This is a genomic window from Paenibacillus amylolyticus (assembly GCF_050990605.1).
Lineage (GTDB): Bacteria > Bacillota > Bacilli > Paenibacillales > Paenibacillaceae > Paenibacillus > Paenibacillus amylolyticus_H.
In genome coordinates, this window is sequence record NZ_CP158832.1 from 4,640,393 (window position 1) to 4,661,332 (window position 20,940).

General features: G+C 46.4%; 18 protein-coding genes. 5 read left to right on the plus strand and 13 right to left on the minus strand.

What is annotated here, in order from left to right:
• Positions 1–77 precede the first annotated feature (77 nt).
• A complete protein-coding gene (locus ABTV53_RS20595) occupies positions 78–899 on the minus strand; it encodes a helix-turn-helix domain-containing protein (RefSeq protein WP_433745887.1) in 822 nt (273 codons plus the stop codon).
• A 231-nt stretch (positions 900–1,130) separates the two neighbouring features.
• On the opposite strand from ABTV53_RS20595, the gene ABTV53_RS20600 reads away from it, so the two are divergent.
• Positions 1,131–2,717 (plus strand): choice-of-anchor I domain-containing protein, encoded by a 1,587-nt coding sequence (locus ABTV53_RS20600; protein WP_433745890.1) that lies wholly within the window; start codon positions 1,131–1,133, stop codon positions 2,715–2,717.
• A gap of 493 nt (positions 2,718–3,210) precedes the next feature.
• Here ABTV53_RS20600 and ABTV53_RS20605 read toward each other — a convergent pair whose 3' ends face one another.
• On the minus strand, positions 3,211–5,451 hold the full coding sequence (locus ABTV53_RS20605) for a carboxylesterase/lipase family protein (protein WP_433745892.1): 2,241 nt from the start codon (positions 5,449–5,451) through the stop codon (positions 3,211–3,213).
• Between the two features lie 667 nt (positions 5,452–6,118).
• On the opposite strand from ABTV53_RS20605, the gene ABTV53_RS20610 reads away from it, so the two are divergent.
• Positions 6,119–7,771 carry an alkaline phosphatase gene (locus ABTV53_RS20610; protein ID WP_433745895.1) on the plus strand — a complete coding sequence of 551 codons (1,653 nt, stop codon included), beginning with the start codon at positions 6,119–6,121 and terminating at the stop codon, positions 7,769–7,771.
• A gap of 163 nt (positions 7,772–7,934) precedes the next feature.
• Positions 7,935–8,300, plus strand: a complete 366-nt coding sequence (locus ABTV53_RS20615; protein WP_433745897.1) for a VOC family protein — start codon at positions 7,935–7,937, stop codon at positions 8,298–8,300.
• 115 nt (positions 8,301–8,415) lie between these two features.
• On the opposite strand, the gene ABTV53_RS20620 is transcribed toward ABTV53_RS20615, so the two are convergent.
• From ABTV53_RS20620 to ABTV53_RS20655, 8 genes are all read right to left on the minus strand, one after another.
• Entirely contained in the window at positions 8,416–9,624 is a 1,209-nt protein-coding gene (locus ABTV53_RS20620) for a GNAT family N-acetyltransferase (protein ID WP_433745900.1), read from the minus strand.
• Positions 9,625–9,823: 199 nt separating this feature from the next.
• A complete protein-coding gene (locus ABTV53_RS20625) occupies positions 9,824–11,302 on the minus strand; it encodes a methyl-accepting chemotaxis protein (protein ID WP_433745902.1) in 1,479 nt (492 codons plus the stop codon).
• 299 nt (positions 11,303–11,601) lie between these two features.
• Positions 11,602–12,645, minus strand: coding sequence for a pectate lyase family protein (locus tag ABTV53_RS20630; RefSeq protein ID WP_433745905.1), 1,044 nt, complete (start codon positions 12,643–12,645; stop codon positions 11,602–11,604).
• A 200-nt stretch (positions 12,646–12,845) separates the two neighbouring features.
• Positions 12,846–12,989 (minus strand): hypothetical protein, encoded by a 144-nt coding sequence (locus tag ABTV53_RS20635; RefSeq protein WP_433745908.1) that lies wholly within the window; start codon positions 12,987–12,989, stop codon positions 12,846–12,848.
• A 36-nt stretch (positions 12,990–13,025) separates the two neighbouring features.
• A complete protein-coding gene (locus tag ABTV53_RS20640) occupies positions 13,026–13,352 on the minus strand; it encodes a hypothetical protein (protein ID WP_433745909.1) in 327 nt (108 codons plus the stop codon).
• A 14-nt stretch (positions 13,353–13,366) separates the two neighbouring features.
• Positions 13,367–14,017 (minus strand): SMI1/KNR4 family protein, encoded by a 651-nt coding sequence (locus ABTV53_RS20645; RefSeq protein WP_433745911.1) that lies wholly within the window; start codon positions 14,015–14,017, stop codon positions 13,367–13,369.
• Positions 14,018–14,039: 22 nt separating this feature from the next.
• Positions 14,040–14,723: a hypothetical protein gene (locus tag ABTV53_RS20650; protein WP_433745914.1), complete on the minus strand. Its 684-nt coding sequence runs from the start codon at positions 14,721–14,723 to the stop codon at positions 14,040–14,042.
• Positions 14,724–14,751: 28 nt separating this feature from the next.
• Positions 14,752–15,219, minus strand: coding sequence for a DUF6386 family protein (locus ABTV53_RS20655; RefSeq protein ID WP_433745917.1), 468 nt, complete (start codon positions 15,217–15,219; stop codon positions 14,752–14,754).
• A gap of 188 nt (positions 15,220–15,407) precedes the next feature.
• Between ABTV53_RS20655 and ABTV53_RS20660 the strand changes: the two genes are divergently transcribed.
• Positions 15,408–15,785, plus strand: coding sequence for a PilZ domain-containing protein (locus tag ABTV53_RS20660; RefSeq protein ID WP_433745919.1), 378 nt, complete (start codon positions 15,408–15,410; stop codon positions 15,783–15,785).
• A gap of 72 nt (positions 15,786–15,857) precedes the next feature.
• On the opposite strand, the gene ABTV53_RS20665 is transcribed toward ABTV53_RS20660, so the two are convergent.
• Both ABTV53_RS20665 and ABTV53_RS20670 read right to left on the minus strand, forming a co-directional pair.
• Complete coding sequence (locus tag ABTV53_RS20665; protein WP_433745922.1) at positions 15,858–17,201, minus strand: uracil/xanthine transporter; 1,344 nt, start codon at positions 17,199–17,201, stop codon at positions 15,858–15,860.
• 51 nt (positions 17,202–17,252) lie between these two features.
• The gene (locus tag ABTV53_RS20670; RefSeq protein WP_433745925.1) at positions 17,253–17,846 is read right to left on the minus strand and encodes an ankyrin repeat domain-containing protein; all 594 of its coding nucleotides are present in this window, start codon (positions 17,844–17,846) and stop codon (positions 17,253–17,255) included.
• A 183-nt stretch (positions 17,847–18,029) separates the two neighbouring features.
• Between ABTV53_RS20670 and ABTV53_RS20675 the strand changes: the two genes are divergently transcribed.
• Positions 18,030–18,935: a LysR family transcriptional regulator gene (locus tag ABTV53_RS20675; protein WP_433745928.1), complete on the plus strand. Its 906-nt coding sequence runs from the start codon at positions 18,030–18,032 to the stop codon at positions 18,933–18,935.
• A gap of 75 nt (positions 18,936–19,010) precedes the next feature.
• Here ABTV53_RS20675 and ABTV53_RS20680 read toward each other — a convergent pair whose 3' ends face one another.
• Positions 19,011–20,921: a beta-glucoside-specific PTS transporter subunit IIABC gene (locus ABTV53_RS20680; protein WP_433745931.1), complete on the minus strand. Its 1,911-nt coding sequence runs from the start codon at positions 20,919–20,921 to the stop codon at positions 19,011–19,013.
• Positions 20,922–20,940: the final 19 nt, after the last annotated feature.

Genomic DNA, 20,940 nt, shown 5'->3' on the forward strand with positions numbered 1-20,940 from the left:
CCACTGTACCTGGAGTATACTAGGCGAAATGAATCCCCACTGCCTCTATACGGAAAAATTCACGGCAAGCCGGATTATTAATAAATCTTTTTCATTTCAGAGGGCTTTACGCCGAATTTGCGATAAAATTGCTGCGAAAAGGCACTGACATTGCTGTAACCGACCGCAATCGCGGCCTCAGTGACGTTATTATTCTGATTGCGCAGCAATTTCATGGCGTTGTCGAGACGAACCTGACGCAAATATTCAAAAACCGTGCTTCCGAATAGCGCCTTGAATCCTTTTTTTAATTTAAAATCGTTAAGACCCACTTGTCTGGACAAGGCTAGTAAAGATGGAGGATCTACCATACAGGCCTCCATAATCTCCCGTGCCGTATGTAACTTCCGGATGTCCTCTCTGGAGAATCCCGCGGGGATTGGCGCCAGATCAAACAATTGGATCATTCGCCCTAACACCTGATTAAACGCAATCGACTTGAAACCGCCCAGTTGTGCCGCAGCATAATTGAACAGAGAAACCGGAATTCCCAGCGAAAAAGAAGTATACGCCTCCCCGGCCGGAGGATGAAACCATGCTTCGAAATCATGCATGAAAATGAGAGCCCCCTGCCCAATCGCTAACGAATAATCCATGCCGGAAATATCAACATGCCGTTGACCCAACAAGGCAAATTGCAGCTCCACAATGGGCGTTTCGGATGCAAAATACGTTGGATACGGCTGATGATATTCAACCTGGGAATATAAAATCTCAATGCCACTATAAGTTGTCACTCTTTTGACCTTACCGCTACCTGCCTTGGGAGAGAGCAGATACGTGTGTTCATCCTGCTGACTGTAAGGTTCCTGGGTCAGGTAATGCTGATATACTACGCCTAATGCATCATCCGTGCGCATGGGTATTCACCTCGTCTATATCTTGATCAGACTTGTCAGTAAAGAAAGTCTGAATTAATTGATAATGATTCTCAATTAATTCTACAGCAATTTCTTCTTTTCGGCTAGTTGGAATGACAACATGTTTTACATAACTTGCCGGCTTATCTTATTTTTGTTTAACATTCCATCCCTATAATAAAGCAATTGTGCAACTCATTACACACGAAACGATAAAGGGGATCTGGAACATTGAAAAAGAGAAATCAATGGCTCGCGGTTCTGTCGATGACCGCCATTCTTAGCGCAGGAGCAACCAGCTACACATCCATGATTCATGCCGCTGACGCAGCTAAACCTGCCAACGATCATGTTGCATTGCGTACAGCCATCCAAAATATGCAAGGTACAGTCACATGGAACGGAAGCAGTCGCAATGTGGATATCCAGATCGCAGATACTAAAGTCCAACTTCCTATAGGAACGTCCGCAGCAACCATCAACGGCGTTAAAACGCCTTTGGACAGTAAGAGCTACATTACCAAAGGTACAACGTATGTGTCTCCACAAACACTTAAATTAATCACGGATCAACTGATCCTGAAACAAAATAAAACCGGTTTTGAACGGACCGCATCCTTCCAGATGCCTGGTGGAAAGGCGGAAATATCAGCCTCTACGCCAGATGGACAACGCCTGCTTGTAACCGAAGCGGACAATGGTAGCATTGCCATACTGGACATTGCTGACTTGAAAAACATCAGCGTATTGAAAACAGTCAGCTTCCATGAGCTCTCTGCCAAAGCTGAAGTCACCAGTGTAACCGTGTCCAAAGACGGCAAATACGGTCTTGCAGTTATTCGTACAGGGGATACGGACAGTGAAGCAAACAAAGGATTGCTTGCCATTGTGGATCTGGTAACCTACAAAACCGTCAAAACATATGAACTCGGTATTGGGCCTGACTCCATTGCAATGTCACCTGACGGTCTGCATGCGGTTATCGCGATAGAGGACGAAGAGTTGAATAAAGCTGCCGATGAAATTGACTATGCCAACACCAAACGTCCAGGTAGCATTATGGTTGTATCTTTTGCTGGCGGGAACGTATTGGAGGGTGAAATCACCGACTTGTCGGTATCTCTGGACAATGTAGAAGGCGCCATGTATCCGCATGATCCACAACCGGAGTATGTTGCCATTAGTCCGGATAGCAAAACAGCAGCCATCACGTTACAGGAGAACAATGTCGTGGCCATCGTAGATCTGGAGACCAAAAAGATCAGTTCCATCTTCGCGCTGGGTACCACTTCACATCAAGCAGATCTGAAAGATGACGGTATCGTTCAGTTTAAAGATACATTGACAGCTCGTTATGAACCGGATGGGATTGCTTTCTCGGCAGATGGTAAATACCTGCTGACAGCTAATGAAGGGGACTTGGGCAAGAATGAATTTGAGGATGGTGTAAAAGCGGGCGGACGCAATATTGCTGTCTGGGATCTGCAAGGCCAGCGGATGTATGATAGCCAGAACCTCATTGACGAGGCAACAGCCATGGTCGGCTTGTATCCGGATGATCGCAGTCCCAACAAGGGAAGTGAAGTGGAGAATCTAACTGTTGCTACTGTAAACGGCACTACGTATGCAGCCGTGGCTTCCGAAAGGGCAGATGCCATTTTGTTCTTTGATCTTGCTGATCCAGTCAATCCGGACTACCTGGGTCTAATTCCTACAGCCGGAGAATCACCGGAAGGAATCCATCGTGTTAACGGACGCAGCCTGTTTGTGAGTGCAGATGAAAGCACCGGAACGCTTAGTTTTTTTGCCAAGAAATAGTTCGAGCACCCTCGGTATTCAAAAACTGAAATGAGCGGTTTAATGCTGTATTGAGTAGGAAGGGGCGAAGAGCCCCTTTCCTCCCATACTGTTGTACCCACACTATTCCGCGTATCCACATATAGTATGTACAGACGGTTAACGAGACTTTATATTTTCCAATTCCCGCCTGTTCCGCTCTACTTCCTCTTGTAACACTCGTACTTCCATCCTTAATGCGGATACTTCCTCTTTGACGCCAGACCTCTTCATCACAAGATAGAAAACCAGATATAATACGAGGCCCATCATAATAAAGAAAATCAATAGAGTTATAATCCCTGCAATTCCTATAGAGCTAGCTCCATCCATAATGTACACGTCTCCCTTCTCGATGTTATTAATTTATATTTACAACAATACCATAATTAAGCATAACGAACAGTATAAAAAGCCAAGAGAACATGCTCCCTTGGCTTTCAATTTATCTATATACCTTCCTATCCGGCAATCCTTATTCCCAGAAGAAACGACCTGCGAACACTTTTTCCGTCAACAGTTTGTACGTTTCTTCAGGCAATTCTTTTTTCATCTTCGCCATAACGGCGTCTTTGCCTTGATTATATTGTGTGGACATGCCAATCTCTGCCGTTGTATTGCTAGCATCCAGACGCATGATCGGGGCTTGAGCATCTTTCGTCCAAGGTGTCCACGCCGCCAGATCAGGGGAACCGCCCGTACCTGGATGGCCTGTGTACAAGAACTGCTTCAGGTAAGCTGCCATCGCGGTGGACAACTCATCACGTCCTGGTTTGTTTGTCTCGCTGAAGTACCCCTCAGGGAAATAGGCAGCAATGCCGTCTGCGTGTCCTGTATAGAAGTCCATATCCGCACCATGCGGTGCGCCGAGTAATGTGAGCAACCGCTCAGAGATGACCCCAAGTTGCGTACCCCATGCAAAACGATATGCATATACCGGTGGTTGACCTGCTTCACTCGTCAATTGCTCCGCTACACGCTCTGCATTAAAGCCTGCATAAGCTTCGCTACCGTATTTCAACGCAGCAGCATATTGCTCGGCCTTGGTTTTATCAGTAAACAGGGTTCCATCTGTAATCGATGGAGAGAAGTTTGGATCACCGAAAGCAAAACCGGAGAACTCCGTTTCCAGGCTGCCGAGCAATACAGGAACTTTTTTATAATTGCCATTATGGATGGCGTCAAATCCTTCTTTTGGAATCACGGTGCCATCACGGAACAGATGCGGGAACGGGTCCATACGGATTGCCGTTGCACCAAACGCTGTGACCAACTTGTCCGCAGGCAGTGCACGCAGGTAGCTCTCCAGCTGTGCCTGAGATTGCTTGCCAATCCAAGCTTTTGCTTCTTCTGCATTAGCCGCTTTCCCCTCTTGCACGAGCAGCTTCACAAGTACATTCTCGGATTTTTGCTCACCTTCTTCCGGTGATGCTGTCGTCAATCCTCCGCTGAAAGCAACTGCTTTTTGATACAGCCCTTTGCCAAGTGGAGAGATCAGGGTTGCCAGCACATCACGTGCACCAGCAGATTGTCCGGCTAATGTAACATTACCTGTATCTCCGCCAAAACCTTCGATATTATCCTGTACCCACTCCAGTGCACGGAATGCATCGAGCAGACCATAGTTACCGGAGTCATCCAGGGCATTGCCTGTTTTCAGCGCTGCATTCTCAAAGAATCCAAGTGCTCCCAGTCGGTAGTTCACGGAAATGATGATGCTGTTGGTGCTTCGTGCAAGCTGTTCACCCTGAAAATCTTTGCCTGATCCGGTCATATTCCCGCCGCCGTGCAGGAACACCATCACCGGAAGCTTTGAACTAGTTGTGTCGGGACGCCAGATATTAAGATACAACGAATCTTCGCTTCCCGCTGTAGTCTTGCCGGAGATCTGCAAGCTGTTCGCTGCAAATTCCTTAGCCGATCTCGTTCCTGTCCATGATTCCGGTTCTTGCGGAGCTTTCCAGCGCAGTTCACCTACCGGAGGTGCCGCATAAGGAACACCGAGCCAGCCGAGTGTACCATATTGCTCATAGGTTTTACCCTCAATTGTGCCATACTTGGTCTGTTGCACCGTTTGAGGTTGGAACGCCCCAGCTTCTTTATGTTTCAACCAGTTCTGCTCCAAGGTTCCACTGCCATTCTTGAGCTGTATCTGCAAAGCCTGTGCGGTTGCCTCTGCCATCAGGCGGTTGGTAAGTTGACTCGCTCCCTTCCCTTGAAGCGCCTTGATTCCTTTTCCAGCCGCATAGGTGGCAGCCGCTCCTTGCTCATAATCCGTACCCGCTTCATAGCCAAGCACCTTCAGCAGCATTTCGGCATAACCTTCCGCTGTAAGTGCTGCATCAGGTTCAAACTGCTCCGTTCCTGTTACGATCTCAGACACGTACGGATGCTGCTTCAAGTAACCAACGACCGGTTGCAATACTTTGCCTGCCTGAGCCGCATCGTCATACGTTTCCGTTCCCTGATAGGCGAGTGCTTCTTCCTCCAATCCGGACAAACGCAAGTAAAGTACTGCGGCCTGAATACGTGTAGCCTTTTTGTTCAGATAAGCCGCATTAACGCCCTGACCGCTGCCGCGAATAAGCTCCGATTGGATCAGCTTGTCCATCGCTGCTGAAGAAGAGGATGTATTGCCTGCTGCATAAGCTGGTAGAGCGGATACACATAACCCCAGAATTGTTGCTATGGCAATCGAACGTTTAATCCTTTTCATGTCATAAATCTCCTCGCTGTCGTAGTGTGTGATAGGATAATTTCATTGGAAATGCGCATCTTTGAATCAGTATTCCAATGTCTGAATGAGTCTATATCTCTATTTAGGAAGATTAAATCTGTTGCGCTCCTTTCTGCTCGAAATATCTGCTACGGCGCTTGCGGTCATGCCATCAGGCATTTTTCTATATAAAAAAACCTGAACCGAAGGCAAACAGACATCGCTTTAGCGTGGTCTACTGCCCTCAATTCAGGTTTTGCCTGCAATCAGTAACAACCCTGAGGAATGAGGCTCATTCCATATGAAAATGTAAACGCAATCAATCGTTTGATGAACAAAGAACCAACGAATGAACTGACACAGGTATTGCCCTGAAATACGGTTACAATCCTGTTGTTATGGTGATGTTAGCACAGAATGAAAGCGTTCGCAACATCTTTTTATCGTCATTATATGTTTTCTGAACTCAGCTTACAACATGATGATCTAAAATACTGTCTCTTAATTCGTCGACTCCTCATTTTGTCCAGTTTACCCGAATTCTAGCACCCTTTACTAATCGTAAATTTTACATATAGTTAACCCATTTCATACGTTAGTTTAGCAATTGTTGTATACACTTGGTTTGGGATACCAAACTATACATATATTTTAGGAGGATGCATTCATGTTAAACCGGTTTAATGTCCGTGCAGCCAAAATGATGCTTGCGGTGACAACGATTGTTGCGGCTACACTCGGAGGAAGCAGTGCAGCGTGGGCTGTGGAAGACACCACCTCAACGACATCTGCATCACCCATTAAAAACGTGATTATTCTCATTCCTGACGGTATGGCTAACGACGCCACTGCTCTGGCTCGTTGGTATAAGGGCTCGTCCCTGACGCTGGATTCCATGGCAAGCGGCATGGTTCGTACACACTCCGCCGATGCCCCGATTGCGGACTCGGCTCCAGCGGGAACCGCTTTTGCAACAGGTTATAAATCTCATACCGGATTTGTCGGTGTACTGCCGGACAAGGCTACAATGCCCGGGCAAAAGGCTATTGCCCCTGGAGACGCAAGAAAACCGGTCGCATCCGTACTGGAAGCTTCCAAACTGGCTGGTAAAGCAACCGGTATTGTAGCCACATCGGAGATTATGCACGCTACGCCAGCAGACTTCTCTGCTCACTACCCGGATCGTAAGAATTACGATGCGCTCAGTAAACAGCAAGTCTACAATGGCATGGACGTTGTATTGGGTGGGGGTAGCAAGTACCTTGAGCCAGCGGGGCGTAAAGACGGAGAGAATCTGGTTCCCTCCATTAAGGCACTGGGTTACGATTATGTAACTACACCGACTGCAATGAAAGCATCCGACTCAAATAAACTCTGGGGCATGTTCGCTCCCACGAGCATGGCTTACAATATGGACCGTGACCCTGCGAAGCAGCCAAGCCTTGCCGAGATGACATCCAAAGCTATTGAAGTTCTGTCCAAAGACAAGGACGGCTTCTTCCTGATGGTCGAAGGCAGCAAAGTGGACTGGGCAGCTCATGCCAATGATCCGATTGGTATCATCAGTGACGTGCTGGCATTTGATGATGCCGTAAAAGTAGCGATGGATTTTGCCAAAGCCGATGGAGAAACTGCCGTTGTGGCTGTTACGGACCATGGTAATGGTGGACTCACCATTGGTAACAACGCAACTAGCGGCACGTACGATAAAGAGCCGTTGTCTACATTTATCGGACCTTTGAAAAAGGCCAAGCTGACAGGCGAGGGCGTTGAAGCGAAGCTGAATGCCAAGCGCACAAACATCAAAGCAGTGATGAAACAATACTATGGTATTACCGACCTGACTTCCGAAGAGATTGCCACCATTAAAGCGGCCGAACCAGGCAGCCTTAACTACGCAATTGGACCAATGATCAGCAAACGCGCAGGGATCGGCTGGACAACAGGTGGTCATACAGGTGGAGATGTTGTGTTGTACACGTATGCTCCGAACAATGACCGTCCATTCGGGGTGATCGACAACACCGATGTAGCCAAATATATGGCTCGTGTACTGGATCTGGATCTCGACAGTGTGAGCAAACAATTGTTTGTACCTGCCAAACAGGCATTTACAGCCAAAGGCGCGACGTACAAGCTGGATCTGACCGACGCCAAAAATCCGAAGATCCTCGTTACAAAAGGAAACACCAAGCTGGAACTGCAAATCTACAAAAATATTGCACTGGTGAACGGTAAAAAGACAACCTTGGAAGGTGTCATTGTATACAACGGTGTAGAGGCATTTGTACCACAGACGGCCGTTGATCTGATTCAATAATTCGTTAGAACTTATAGAACGACAGGAGATTACACCCAAATGGCTGCCGAATGTTTCGGCAGCCATTTTATTGTTTGCAGATAAGGAGTAGGTGCCCGTCCTCGCTTATCGTATAATGGACGTAATGTTGAGAAATAGGATACAAAAAAGGAGAGACTCATCCATGTTAATCAAATTAAACTGGATCACGCTGAGGGTTAGTAATTTGGAAGCTTCACTTGGATTCTACCACGACATGCTTGGACTTCCAATTCAGCGCAGATTCGAAAGCCGTGGACGGCAGATTGCCATGCTCGGCATGGAGAATGAAGCCAAGCTGGAACTGATTGAGGGCAGTGAATCCATTCTTAAACCAGAAGCCGGTGTGTCAATCGGCTATGGGGTTAACTCTCTGGATGAAGCCATGGAACGATTGGCAGAGCTGAATATTCCGATTGTACGCGGCCCCATCCAGCCCAATCCGCATCTGCGGTTTATTTACATTACAGATCCAGACGGCTTCGAGGTACAACTCGCAGAGCATGTCTAATTAGATGACCGCGCACAAATGTGCGTATCACGATGATCAGTTGGGTGTGCATATGTGGGGTAAAACCTCACGTACAACCCCGCATAGGGTAGCGTAAAAACGTTATTGTGTCTGTTTACAGCTTCATGCGGCGCATCAGCGGCACACCTATGCGATTCAGCAACCGATCAAGCAGCACCCAGCACCAACGTCTGCTCCACGGAAGATGGCGCTCATACACAGCGGAATATTCAAAATCCGCCACAGCACCGCGATTGCGTTTAAACTGTGCTGCCCCGGCGCTCTCATGTAACAGACAGCCGTTCTCGCGAGCCTGTCCGATCAGGCAGGCCGATAACATGCGGTATAGTCCGACGGACTGGGGCACCGCTGTGTCGTAACCAAACAGCGGCGTTGTCATGATTCCATTTCGGCAGAAATAACCCATCACCGCGTCCAGGCGGCCCTCCTTTCGCAGTCCATAGATGCTGAATGTTCCTGATGCCATCGCAGCAGCAATGAACCGCTCGGTAAATTGCGGATTGTGATAGGAGTATTTTTCGAGGTATAACAGCTTGTACAGCTCAACGATTCGCGGAATATCCGCATCCGTCATATCTGCTACGGATACGAGTTCGTAATCGTGCTTGGCCAATAATTCGTAATCCCGCTTCAACAGCCAGCGCGATTTCGAGTTACCAAAATTCGGATTATGCGCTTGGTACAGGTAGATTTGTCGGCTCGGGATTAATCGGCAGCCCGCTTCCGTTAGCCTCGCCGTCAGATCGGGATGAAGTCCCGGACACAAGGAGCGAAATACAATGACATGCTTAGGGTATCGCTCTTGTACCGCTGCAAGCAAACATTCTGCCTGTTCACCGGACATGGCTGGATACAGATTGGTGGACAACAGCCAGTTGTTTATATGCACAACTTTGTTGATCTGCGATTGCTTCATTCCCCAACCTATCAGACTGAGCAGCACAGAAAGACCTTTTTCCAACACAGGCTTCTGCAACATGCTCAATTCCTGCTTGGCGTAACTTACATAATGCGTATAAGGTGAACAGACGTAAGCATTGTCATACTCTGCATTATTCACCGTCAGCGGAATAACGAGAGCGTCGATTCGGGCGATCAGCACTGTGCTCTCCACGTTCGACATAAAGCTATGCGTGCCTTCGAGCATGATGGGTTCCAAATAGGCTCTTGCATATTTGCCGTCCTCCGTATCGGGCCAGTCCATTCCTTTGATCGAATGCTGATCATAAAGACGCACGCGTTCAATGCGATTATCATTCCTAAGCTCATATGTACGGTCATCACAGTCCAATCTATCGTTCATTCCATTATTCTTCAACCTTTTACTCCCCCATGAGGTAACATCTTTTTTTAACTACCATTTACATTTTTAGTTCTTCTCTCTTCATACTCTACACAACACACTGTATAGGAAAAAAATATCGGCATCAAGTTGTACTCCAAACGAAAAAAGCCCGTCTAGTACGCTAAATACGCACCGACAGGCTCTCAACTATTTATTATTAAAGTTTACTCTCGGCGGAAGAAGCCTGATGATCCGAGACCAATTCATTCAGGTCTACAATCAGTTGCTCCAGTTCTCCAAAACTCTCCACCATCTTCTGTGTCAGGTTGCGTTGTTCTTCCATGCTCGCAAGAATCTCTTCTGTCGCTGCACTGGATTGCTCCGTTACACTCGAAATCTCGGAAACCTCATTCACAACTCTGGTGGAAGATTCCTTCATGGTCGCCGAACTAGTCTCGATATCGGTCGCTTGATTCAATACATGCTGAGAGTTACTGTTGATCGTACGGAATACTTCCTCTGCCGTATGCACGCTATCTCTTCCTTGTTGTAACGAAAGACGAATGCGTTCGAATCGATCCGTCAGTGCCTGTGTCTGTCCTTTTAATCGAGACAGGATGGTTGCAATATCACTTGCAGACTGACCAGAGTTCTCTGCCAACTTGCGAACTTCCTCCGATACAACGGCAAACCCTCGTCCATGCTCGCCTGCACGAGCTGCTTCAATGGCTGCATTGAGTGCGAGCAGGTTGGTCTGACTCGCAATATCCGCTATGCTGTTCAGCATAAGCGTCATGGATTCACTTTCTTCGTTGAACTTTCGCATGTCATTTGCAGTTGTATCGATTGTCTCATATAGCTCTTGCATTTGAATGTTTAGCTGGTCCATCTGTGTGCTTCCAGTTCGCGTACTCGTTGCCATACTTGCCGACAATTCTTTCATCTGTTGGGAATACGAAGCAACGTCCTTGATATGCTGATCCGACACGGACAAGGATTCCGAGATCTCGGCTACACTGGTCGCCTGGAACTCAACACCTTTTGCAACCTCACTGAACCCAAGCGTCACCTCATTGGTGATGGAGCCAGTCGCATTCACTTTTTGCTTCAATTGATCCGTATAACGAGATAAACCTTCGACCGATTCCTTCACACGCTCCAGCATGGTTTCCACTCTTTGCTTAGAATGTTCTACCTCATTCTGGCGCACTTCACTTTCATGGAAGAGCCTTTGATTCAGCTGTGAGACCAGCATCAGAATGGCTCCCGTGAGAGCGAATAGTCCCACATTAACGATATTACCTATTAGCTCAACAGAGTCAACGGTATTCATAACAAATAACTGAAGAACACTGTTGACTAGTAATACCGAAAATCCAACCACAAAAAATTTCTTGTTAGGAAATAACAACAGAACTGCGGTTATGACCAAACTTAACGCAAAATTGACCGTTCCCCAACCGACATAGACTCCACATATGGTCAGTAATACGGTGATCAGCCATGGAATGAGATGAATATGTTTCTTTTTCGCATTAGCGTATGTAATCCAAACTACAAAGATCAGAGCTACTCCATTGGACACAAGTAACTTCGGCATCGTAAAAGCCAGCCCCATACCAATGGCAATAATAATCCACATAATGATACCGATTAATTTGTTCCTTTTCCAAATAATTTCGTCCATACGATCCATGCATACCCCGTCCTTTTATGTAGGTTAAATGTAAGTTGTAGGGCTTTTCTGTACTACATCTAGTAGTCTTTGGTCCTGCTTATGTGCAAATCGCAAATACGCAGCGCCTTAGCATAGTACATTTTAACTTCATAAGTATGAAACCAGCGCTACTTTATGTATATCGGTATTGTTAATTGAAAATTAATATGAAATGCAAAATGATACATAAGCATATCATTTTGCAAACAAAAAGCCTGTCTTATACGTTTGGCATACAAGACAGGCCTTTTTGGTCGTGAATGGATGTGCAGCAACTCTTACTTTCCGAATACAAGTGTCGTATTGGAGGAGCCAGCATACTTGGTGACGAACTCACGCGCGTAGCTGGCACTCTCTACCTGATAACTGTAATTGGAGCTTGGTCTCCAGTTTGTTTTAGGAGAAGTCGGACTATTAAGCGCTGGTGTACTGCCCGTATCCGTAAACTCACCTTTTCCTTTGTCATCCAGGATTCCACCCTTTTCAGCACCAGCACCAAAGTAGTTGTTTTCAGAATAAATCCGTGCTTTTTCACCAATGGTGATGGCCTGATTAAAGTTGTTTGCATAGTTGTTTTTGAGATGGAAGTAACCATATCTTAAAAGTCCAGGACCACGTACATATAAATTTTCGAAGTAATTATTGGACATCGTCACATGAGGTACTCCATTGTAACTGCTGTTACCATCATTCGGATGACCAAGGATAACACCATACTTATGGTTCGCAAATTTGGAATTGCTAATTGTAATATAATCAGCGCGATCACCAATATACAGAAGTTTGTCCAGATCACTACCTCCAGAGCTGTAGCTGTGACCCGCAAACGTCACATGATCGATCCAGTAATTGGAGCCTGAAGTGATATACATCTGGATATCATCATTGGCATTGATATTTGCTGAATGTTGAAAGGTCAGATTCTGAAAAATCACATTGCTTGAATTGCTTGTGGATCTAAAATGAATATTCGTTAAGGTATGTTTGTCAAAGGAACCTACGAGTGTCTTGTTCGCTCCAAATTCAACCTTTTGCAACGTGGAGGAAGAAATATTCTGTTCAACGACGACAATCTTGGCTGTAGAGCCCGCTATATGTGTTCTCAGGTCATTGAGATTACTAACGTAAACCACCTGACCGTTCTTGCCACCTGTCGTAGCTGATTTGGATACACCATTTTCATTCTTGGCACTGCCTGCAAAACCAGTCAACCCATTTGTACCTGTGTTCGGAAAACTGGCCGCACCATATGTAGACGGGGCTGTGGAGACAGTTAACAACAATAGAGTAACAGCGAGTAAAAGCATTGAAAATTTCTTCAAAATTTCACCATCCTTTATAATATTATCCTCAAATACAAATCGATTATATCGTGTAACTTTGACTGTGACAATACAAAAAATGCAAAAAGACAACAAATCTCACTTTTATGCAACAGCAGATCAGATATCGTGAAAAAACAAAAAAATGAGATCAAGCCACGACTATTGCCATGACTTCATCTCAACCATCCATCCTAGTTTTATTTAATTTTGATGTCCAGTTCATCCTGCAGATATATTGAATTACGTACACGCATGAACAATCCAAGATCAACTAACTTACAGGTTGCCGCTTGATACTGATACATGAGCGCAGGAATCGTTCTCTTTAATTTTTTAACCATATATGATCCTCTAGTTTCTGGAAAATCTTCTACCGATCAGAGTTCAAACCAGATTAAACTGCCATCAACCTGCCTGGTTTCTTGCTCCATCTGAAGCATCCAGCTCCGACCCTCTTCACCCCAGATATGAAACAAACAGTAGATATACGAATCCCCATCCACAACCTCTTTCAACCCGGAAGCCTGCTCTATCCACACTTCAAGAGCTCTAGGCCAGAAAGGATCCTCTCGTTTCAATACAAAGCTGTTGGCTTGGTGTTCCAAACTATACATGTGGGTAAACGTTAATGAACTTGCCAGACGCTTCACGACTTCAGGTAAAATCGTAGGCTCCGTTGTTCTAATCCCATATTCCCAACCCATATGTACAACCTCCTTCAGACTTCGTTCGCTCCAGATTGTTGCTTTTGTTCATGCATTTGCTGGATCGAACGATCCAACCACAACTCATACCAGTCCAGAAAATGTAATCGATTCGTATTGCCCCAATACTGATCAGGATAGATTCCATTGCGGTTAGCCCGGTCATCCACCCAGATCTCTCCGTAGGAGGCCCCCTTAACGATCAGATTCATGGAGATGCCACAACCAAAATCACTGATGCGCAGCATGCCTGCCGACCATTTTGGATCAAAATATTCATGTTCCAGCGCTTCCCATTCCTCTTCTTCCTTGCTGTCTTCGAACCAGTCATAGTTCCAGTTCCATGCTTCCGTGAATTGAAAAGGGTCCGAGATCGCATTCAGCTCATCATCATAACCCAGCACTGCGTATACCCCGTCATCGGGAAGTTCCAGTCCGTAATAAGGCCCTGCACCGCCAGCTCCCATATGGAGAAGCCAAGCCTTATACTCCCCAGGCAACTCCATCCGCCATTTCTGTTCGAACTGCGCGATATCCTCCTGCGTCCACACAGGTGCCATTTCATATTCATGGTCCTCTGCGCCAAACAGGTCCAGATCCGGGTCCAGGCTTCGAAGAGTGATCAACTTTTCACGCATTCGCTCCAGTTGTACAGTGTACATCATCTACTGTTCCTCCTTCGCCACGCTAGTACATTTGTTCCACGGCGTACCCGCGTTGCTGCAACTCATCCAGTGCGGCTGCCACATCTCGTTCAGGACACAACTGCTTAATCAGGCTTGCGGTCACCGGTTTTTCTTCATATACTTCAACTACGGCTTCCAGCGGCAGATCCGACAAGTCATAGTACCCTTTGGCCCAATCAAAATAATCTTCCGGGTTCTTCTCCAAATATCCCAGCAAAAATTCTGCGCCACCTCTGGCGTCCGCTTCTTCTTCCTCGGCCAACGCCATCTGAATCCAGTCACCAACCTTCCATGACAAGTCGTTCCCTTCCTGCCATATGCAAAAGGTCACATCCTCCAGATCCAATGTCTCCTCCTGATCTCGCAGAACAGCCATCAACGTCTCTGGCACTTCATCGTACATGCCCGGATATATCTCACCATCCTCACGAGCATGCGGGCTTAACGGTGACTCATGATCAAATCCCTTGATCAATGTGCCTGAGTTCGTAAACAAGACATGCAGATGATCACCTGCGCCGTTATTGATGCTTCCCCATGCCACACCTGGCTGAAGTTCAGCTTCATAATGATGTACGCGTAGCCACTCTTCCTCCGAAAAGATGATATCCAAAACAGCAAGTATTCTCATCCGTTTACGCAGGGCATCTGCATTCATCATCGTTATCTCGTTCCAATCCTGCATATGAATCCCTCCTGTTTGTATCTGTACGCTAAATTCGGATTAAATCATCCAGCGTGTTATTTCCCTGAATACTTGGTGTCATGACAATTGTGATCTGACTGGCTTCTCTGGAGACGATACACGCATAATTTCCAGGCTTTATCTGAAACAGAACCCCTTCACACGTCTCATCCGGCTCCAATTCTCCGCCAGTGACATCATCCGCCGCTCCCAGATAGACGTGCCCAGACGGAACTTGCAGATGATACACCTTTTCCCATTCCGCTGCGTGATCTGGATCTGAATCCTCCTCTACATCCCCCAGGCTCCATTCCACCTCATATACTCCATCCGCATCCAGATTCAAGAACAGACAATGACCTGCATTCACCTCAGCCAGCTCATCCTCCGGTATGGACCACCAGTCTGATGTGTCTTGGACCCGGTGCCTCAAGGCCGCCAGATCATACAGGCACAATGTTGCCGTATCTGTAACCATTTGAAATGTTCCTCTCATATTCACCTGTCCCTTCTGTCTGATCCAGGTCTAACCTCAGAAATATATTCCATCATTATATCAAGCCTGATACACGTGTAAAAGGAACCCATGAACCATCTCTGCTTTTGCAACTCTTCATTTCTCGCTCCAAATGGTCGATATAAGCATAACTGACTTTTTTTGAACCTGATGGAGGAAGCCAAGCCATGTCAATTAACAATAGAAAAGAACCCTTTCGCTACACATTGAAGGAACCAATCACTTTTGAAATCTATATTCTCAGCATCAACGGGGTTAACGCACCCGCCAAACCCATTCAGGCCGAACTCTGCGATATCAGTCGATCCGGTTGCCAGCTGGCATTTCCGCTGTCTCTTCCTGTAGAGAACAACGATATTCGGATCGGAATGAATATGCTGCTCTTTGAAGACCCTTTATATATGGAAGGTACGCTCCGCTGGGGTCAAGAAAAAAACACCTCATGGCACTATGGTGTTCAACTTGAAATGCAGGATGGGAACCAGGACCGTCTCTCCCGAGAGATGCGAATGCTTGCAGGACAAGGCAAAATTATTGTGAAATAGCCATATAGCCCTGATAACAAAAAAACAAAAAAAACAGTCCAATCAAATTGGACTGTCGCAAGATGAAACTCTTTATGCCGCTTTACTAACTGTCGCTGGTTGTTCCATTTTGGACCAGTTCACGGTTTTTTCAAGAACCAGTGAGACCAGTACCCCAATGACTAGACCATTGCTTATAATCGGAATAAGGTACATGGGCAAGGTTTGAAAGGCCTCAGCAGGAATATTCATGACAGCAACTCCCGTGAGGACCGGCAGCGCTACACGATAGATCGTTTTAGAATTAAACGTCGTACCTTCAAGCGTTCTTAGTGCCGTGCCGAACATCTGAAGATAAGCCACAAACAGAACAGCACTGCCAACGCTTGGTGGTATTTGTGCAAAAAATGCTGTCACAGAAGGTGTAAGACCCATCATACATAACAACCCCGCTCCAATAATAAAGGCAGCACGACGCAGAATGCGAGTACTCTCCAGGAAGCCGATCGATGACGCAAATAAACCAAATGGCAGCACACCTACACAGGCTGACAACATAGAGAATAGACCCGTTAACGCGTAAGAGCGTCGGTACTGATGGCTTGTTGTCTCTGTCTGATATAGTTTCTCTACCGTGCTTAATGTCGTAATCGAATTCGTCATATTCACCAATCCCACGAAAAATGCAGTAATAACAATGCCTGGTTCCCACCTAGGTGCTCCCCACGGAAACAGAGTGAGACCTGCCGAAGTCTGATTCGGCTGTGCACCATGTTGCCCTGGAAACAATAAACTATAGGCGATCCAGCCTGCCACAATTCCAATCAGGATCGCATAGTTTCCCAGCTTCCCTTTACCCTTTAATTGAATCCATGCCACCAAAAATGCAATGACAACGGACAATGCGGCAACAGGCAGATCAAAGCGACCAAACTCCGTATATCCAATCATACCTTTGAAAAAATTCATCGTTAATTGAATCGTCATTAGAAACAACATGGCACTCTTCACCATAGGTGTGAACAGCTTTTGCAGCACTTGCGCTGCCCCCAGCCAACCCAAAATCATCATCGTGAGTCCCGCTAACAGAAAACCAGCAGCCAATCCACCGCCAATACGTTCCAGACTCATACCGGCCGATGAAGCAGATACCGTTAGACTTAGCGTTAATCCCCACCATAATCCTGACGGACCATCCATAACCGCATATCGATGACCAAATACAGCTTGAAAAATACATACTGCTCCAGTAAGTATGAATGCGTGCTGCATCGAAGCAGCGATGGCATCCGGGGACAGATGAAAATTATGTCCAATGGATAGCGGCACAACAACAGTATTGGTGAACAGGAAGAAAAACCATTGTATGCCTGCCAAAATAAGTGAAGATACATCCTTCATATTCTTTTGTAAAAAGTGTTCTTGATGTCTGTTCATTTGTAAGGAATGCCCTTTCGCTCTTCTGTATCTTTAAATGTATATGTCACTTCAGAATTTAGCCAATAGTCGTTCCATCTCGGCATATTGATGCTGGCGCGCATGTGCGAGCGGTGTAATCCCGTCCCGATCCGCGATCTTTGGATCTGCACCATATTGCAAAAGCAGGGCAACAATCTGCTGATGACGCCGTCCGCCATCTCCCAAAATGACTGCTTCCAGCAAGGCTGTCCACCCCAGATTGTTGATATGGTTCACATCCACATCGCTGCGTGTCAGCAGAAGCTTGACAATGTCCACGTGGCCCCGATCAGCTGCTGGAATAAGGGCTGTACCGCCGAAACGATTCGTTAACCTTGTATCCGCACCTGCTTCAATAGCCAGTTCAACCATGTCATACATGCCCTCGGCACTCGCATATAACAGCATGTTATCCAATCGTGCATCCTGAAGATTAATGTCCGCTCCGGCCTCCACTAGCATGCTTGCCGTGTCCATCTTCTTACCGTGTACCGCAGCCATCAGGGGTGTTCGCCCCAATGCATCCTGTTCATTCAACCGGCTACCCTGTGTGATAAACCGAATGACCTCATCGGTATGCCCTTCTTGAGCGGCATCATGTATTGTTTTAGCTGTTCTAGCCACGTTGTTTCATCCTCCAATTCAAGGTTTTTCTTATGCTGTAACATTCATAGAGAAACCAAGCCCTGTTCGTCAGGTATGCAAATCTAATGTATGGTAACATAAGAACATAGTATATGAAAAATACATGTTTTGTTGGCTTTCCATATGAATTACATATAGTTTGCAAACGAAGGAGACCACCAATTGGATATCAAACAGTGTCGCTATTTCATTGCCATTGCTGAGGAGAAACAGATTACAGCAGCAGCCCGAAGACTTCACATGGCTCAGCCCCCCTTAAGCCAGCAACTTAAGTTAATGGAAGAAGAGCTTGGCGTGATGTTGTTTGAACGCAAAGGACGTATGATGGAACTAACGCAGGCCGGTCGCAGCTTCTATGATTATGCGGTCACCTTGACCAAATATATGGAGGAAGCTGTAATGGAGATGCACAGTTTCCGTGACGGCATACGGGGCAAACTCGCCATCGGCATCAATACCATATCGGATCGTCTGATCCCGCAAGCCCTACAGCAGTTCCGCACCACCCATCCACAGGTTACTTATAAAATTCAACAAAATGAATCGGCGCAATTATGCCTATTGCTGGAGGATGGCAAAGTTGAACTTGCCTGTGTACGCATGCCTGTCCAAACCGAACGTTATGAGGTGCTGCACCTGCCTCAGGAGCCACTCTTCTATATTTCTTCAACACCGCTAGATGGCCCGACAGAGATGGGACCAGGAGCGGAGATGGGGACTTATTTTGAGCAGCTTACAGGTATCCCTCTACTGCTGCCAAGCACAGAAGGACTCGGTATGTTCGAGCTAATTTTGGACAAGTTCCGGGATCATCAGGTCACACCCTCCATCATGGGTGAGTGCTCAGACATTAATATGTTGCTGGAGCTGGTCCGACTCGGCTTCGCCTGTTCCATCGTGCCTCAAACGGTACTACAGTTATACCAAGAGCACCCTTTCCACGTATACCGCATTCAGGATCAGCATTCCACGGTAGGCTCGGCGCTGGTTTGGCTGCAGAACCGTTATCTGTCCAAGCCTGCCCAGCACTTTGTGCAATTGGTACAGGGTATGCTTCCCGTGGTGTAAAAGGCTATAAGTAAAAAAACAGCAGCTCTACCGGATTACATCCATTCCGGTGAAGCTGCTGTTTTATTCTTATGATTAAGCTTTCGCTGTGAACAACAAATCTTTTTCTTTGATCGTAGTGCGACCAGCGGACTCAATGGACTCATACTGATGCATGTTTGTAATAATAACAGGTGTAATCGTTGTGTAACCGGCTTTTTCGATCTCTTCCCGGTCGAACTCCATCAATACATCACCTACGGTTACCTTCGCACCTGCTTGAACTTTAGGAGAGAAGAATTGACCTTTCAGCTTCACGGTATCAATCCCGATATGAATCAACATCTCAGCTCCGGTATCACTTACCAGACCAATGGCATGTCCACTCTTCGATAACGAGAATACTGTACCGTTGATTGGAGATACCACTCGTCCCTCAGATGGCTGAATTGCAAATCCTTTACCCATAATCTCTTCAGAGAATGCAGGGTCTGGCACTTCGCTCAGCGGTTTAATTTCACCTGTGATCGGGCTGAATACTTGCTCATCTTGTGCTTTTGCTTCTTCAACAGCAGAAGCAGAAGTTGTTGCTGCTGGTGTTGTCGGCTCCGATGCTGGCGCAGATACTGGCTCCGATGCATTTTCTTCTTGGAATCCAAGAATGTATGTCAGAACTGCCGCAGCGACGATGGCAATCAAACCACCAGCCAGAGCGTAGAGCAGTGTACTAATTGCCGGACTAATAAATGCTGCCACACTCGGCAGACCTGCAAGTCCTGTGATAACGTAAGATTTAACATTGAAGATACCCATGAATCCACCGGCAACCGCTCCCCCGATAAGGGCTGCAATAAACGGTTTTTTGAACTTCATGTTGATACCGTACATCGCTGGTTCCGTAATCCCCATGATAGCCGTAAGACCTGTGGAATACGCGAGGGATTTGGTTTTGCTATTTCTCGATCTGAGACCTACACCAAATGCTGCGCCACCTTGTGCCAAGTTAGCTGCAAACATCAGTGGAATGATAAAGTCGTAACCCAGTGTTGTCATTGATCCAACAACGATTGGCAACAACGCATAGTGCATACCCGTGATGATTAGCAGTGACATCGTACCACCAATCAGGATACTTGCGAAGATGGACATGTTATCGAACAACCATGAAATACCACCAGACAAACCATTACCAAGAACCGTACCCAATGGACCTACTGTCATCAACGTCAGTGGAACCATAATCAACAAGGTAACCGTTGGAACAACCAAGAGTTTCAATGAAGCATGTGTTACACGATCAACGGCTTTCTCTACATATGAAGCAATCCAAACTGCTAGAACAATCGGAATAACTGTAGAAGAATACGTTGCTGCTATGACTGTAATCCCCATAAATGATGAGTTGTGACCATCGGCCAGCAATGCTGTAATGGTCGGATGCATAATCCCTGCTGCGAGCGCTGCGGCAATATACATATTGCTACCCAGTTTACGGGCAGCACTGATTGCCAGAATGATCGGCAGGAAGTAGAATGCACCGTCACCAATCGCCGACAAAATGATATAGGTTGAACTAGTGTCGGACAACCATCCAAGTGCGACAAAGATGGCCACGATCCCTTTGATCATACCTGCACCCGTAATTGCAGGCAGGATTGGTGTAAACATACCTGAGATGAAGTCGAACAGCGCACTTATTGGATTTCTCTTTTTCTTTTCTCCAGTTGAGGCACTTGATGATGCATTATCTGCGGTTGGTGATTTGGACATGTTGCCAACAAGTGCGTTATACACGACAGGTACATCGTTACCGATGATAACCTGGAACTGTCCACCGTTCTCCATCACGCCCATAACGCCTGGTGTATTTTTCAGCGTCGCTTTGTCCGCTTTTTGGTTGTCATTCAGGTTGAATCTGAGTCTTGTCATACAGTGTGTGACTTGATCGATATTCTCTTCGCCACCAACAAGCTTCAAAATATCCTTGGACAATTGTTGTTTATCCATTGTGTTTTGCTCCTTTTAT

Coding starts and splice junctions, on each gene's coding strand:
- ABTV53_RS20595 (WP_433745887.1), bottom strand. CDS start 899: ATGCGCACGGATGATGCATTAGGCGTAGTATATCAGCATTACCTGACC.
- ABTV53_RS20605 (WP_433745892.1), bottom strand. CDS start 5,451: ATGAAAAGGATTAAACGTTCGATTGCCATAGCAACAATTCTGGGGTTA.
- ABTV53_RS20610 (WP_433745895.1), top strand. CDS start 6,119: ATGTTAAACCGGTTTAATGTCCGTGCAGCCAAAATGATGCTTGCGGTG.
- ABTV53_RS20615 (WP_433745897.1), top strand. CDS start 7,935: ATGTTAATCAAATTAAACTGGATCACGCTGAGGGTTAGTAATTTGGAA.
- ABTV53_RS20620 (WP_433745900.1), bottom strand. CDS start 9,624: ATGAACGATAGATTGGACTGTGATGACCGTACATATGAGCTTAGGAAT.
- ABTV53_RS20625 (WP_433745902.1), bottom strand. CDS start 11,302: ATGGATCGTATGGACGAAATTATTTGGAAAAGGAACAAATTAATCGGT.
- ABTV53_RS20635 (WP_433745908.1), bottom strand. CDS start 12,989: ATGGTTAAAAAATTAAAGAGAACGATTCCTGCGCTCATGTATCAGTAT.
- ABTV53_RS20640 (WP_433745909.1), bottom strand. CDS start 13,352: ATGGGTTGGGAATATGGGATTAGAACAACGGAGCCTACGATTTTACCT.
- ABTV53_RS20645 (WP_433745911.1), bottom strand. CDS start 14,017: ATGATGTACACTGTACAACTGGAGCGAATGCGTGAAAAGTTGATCACT.
- ABTV53_RS20650 (WP_433745914.1), bottom strand. CDS start 14,723: ATGCAGGATTGGAACGAGATAACGATGATGAATGCAGATGCCCTGCGT.
- ABTV53_RS20655 (WP_433745917.1), bottom strand. CDS start 15,219: ATGAGAGGAACATTTCAAATGGTTACAGATACGGCAACATTGTGCCTG.
- ABTV53_RS20660 (WP_433745919.1), top strand. CDS start 15,408: ATGTCAATTAACAATAGAAAAGAACCCTTTCGCTACACATTGAAGGAA.
- ABTV53_RS20665 (WP_433745922.1), bottom strand. CDS start 17,201: ATGAACAGACATCAAGAACACTTTTTACAAAAGAATATGAAGGATGTA.
- ABTV53_RS20680 (WP_433745931.1), bottom strand. CDS start 20,921: ATGGATAAACAACAATTGTCCAAGGATATTTTGAAGCTTGTTGGTGGC.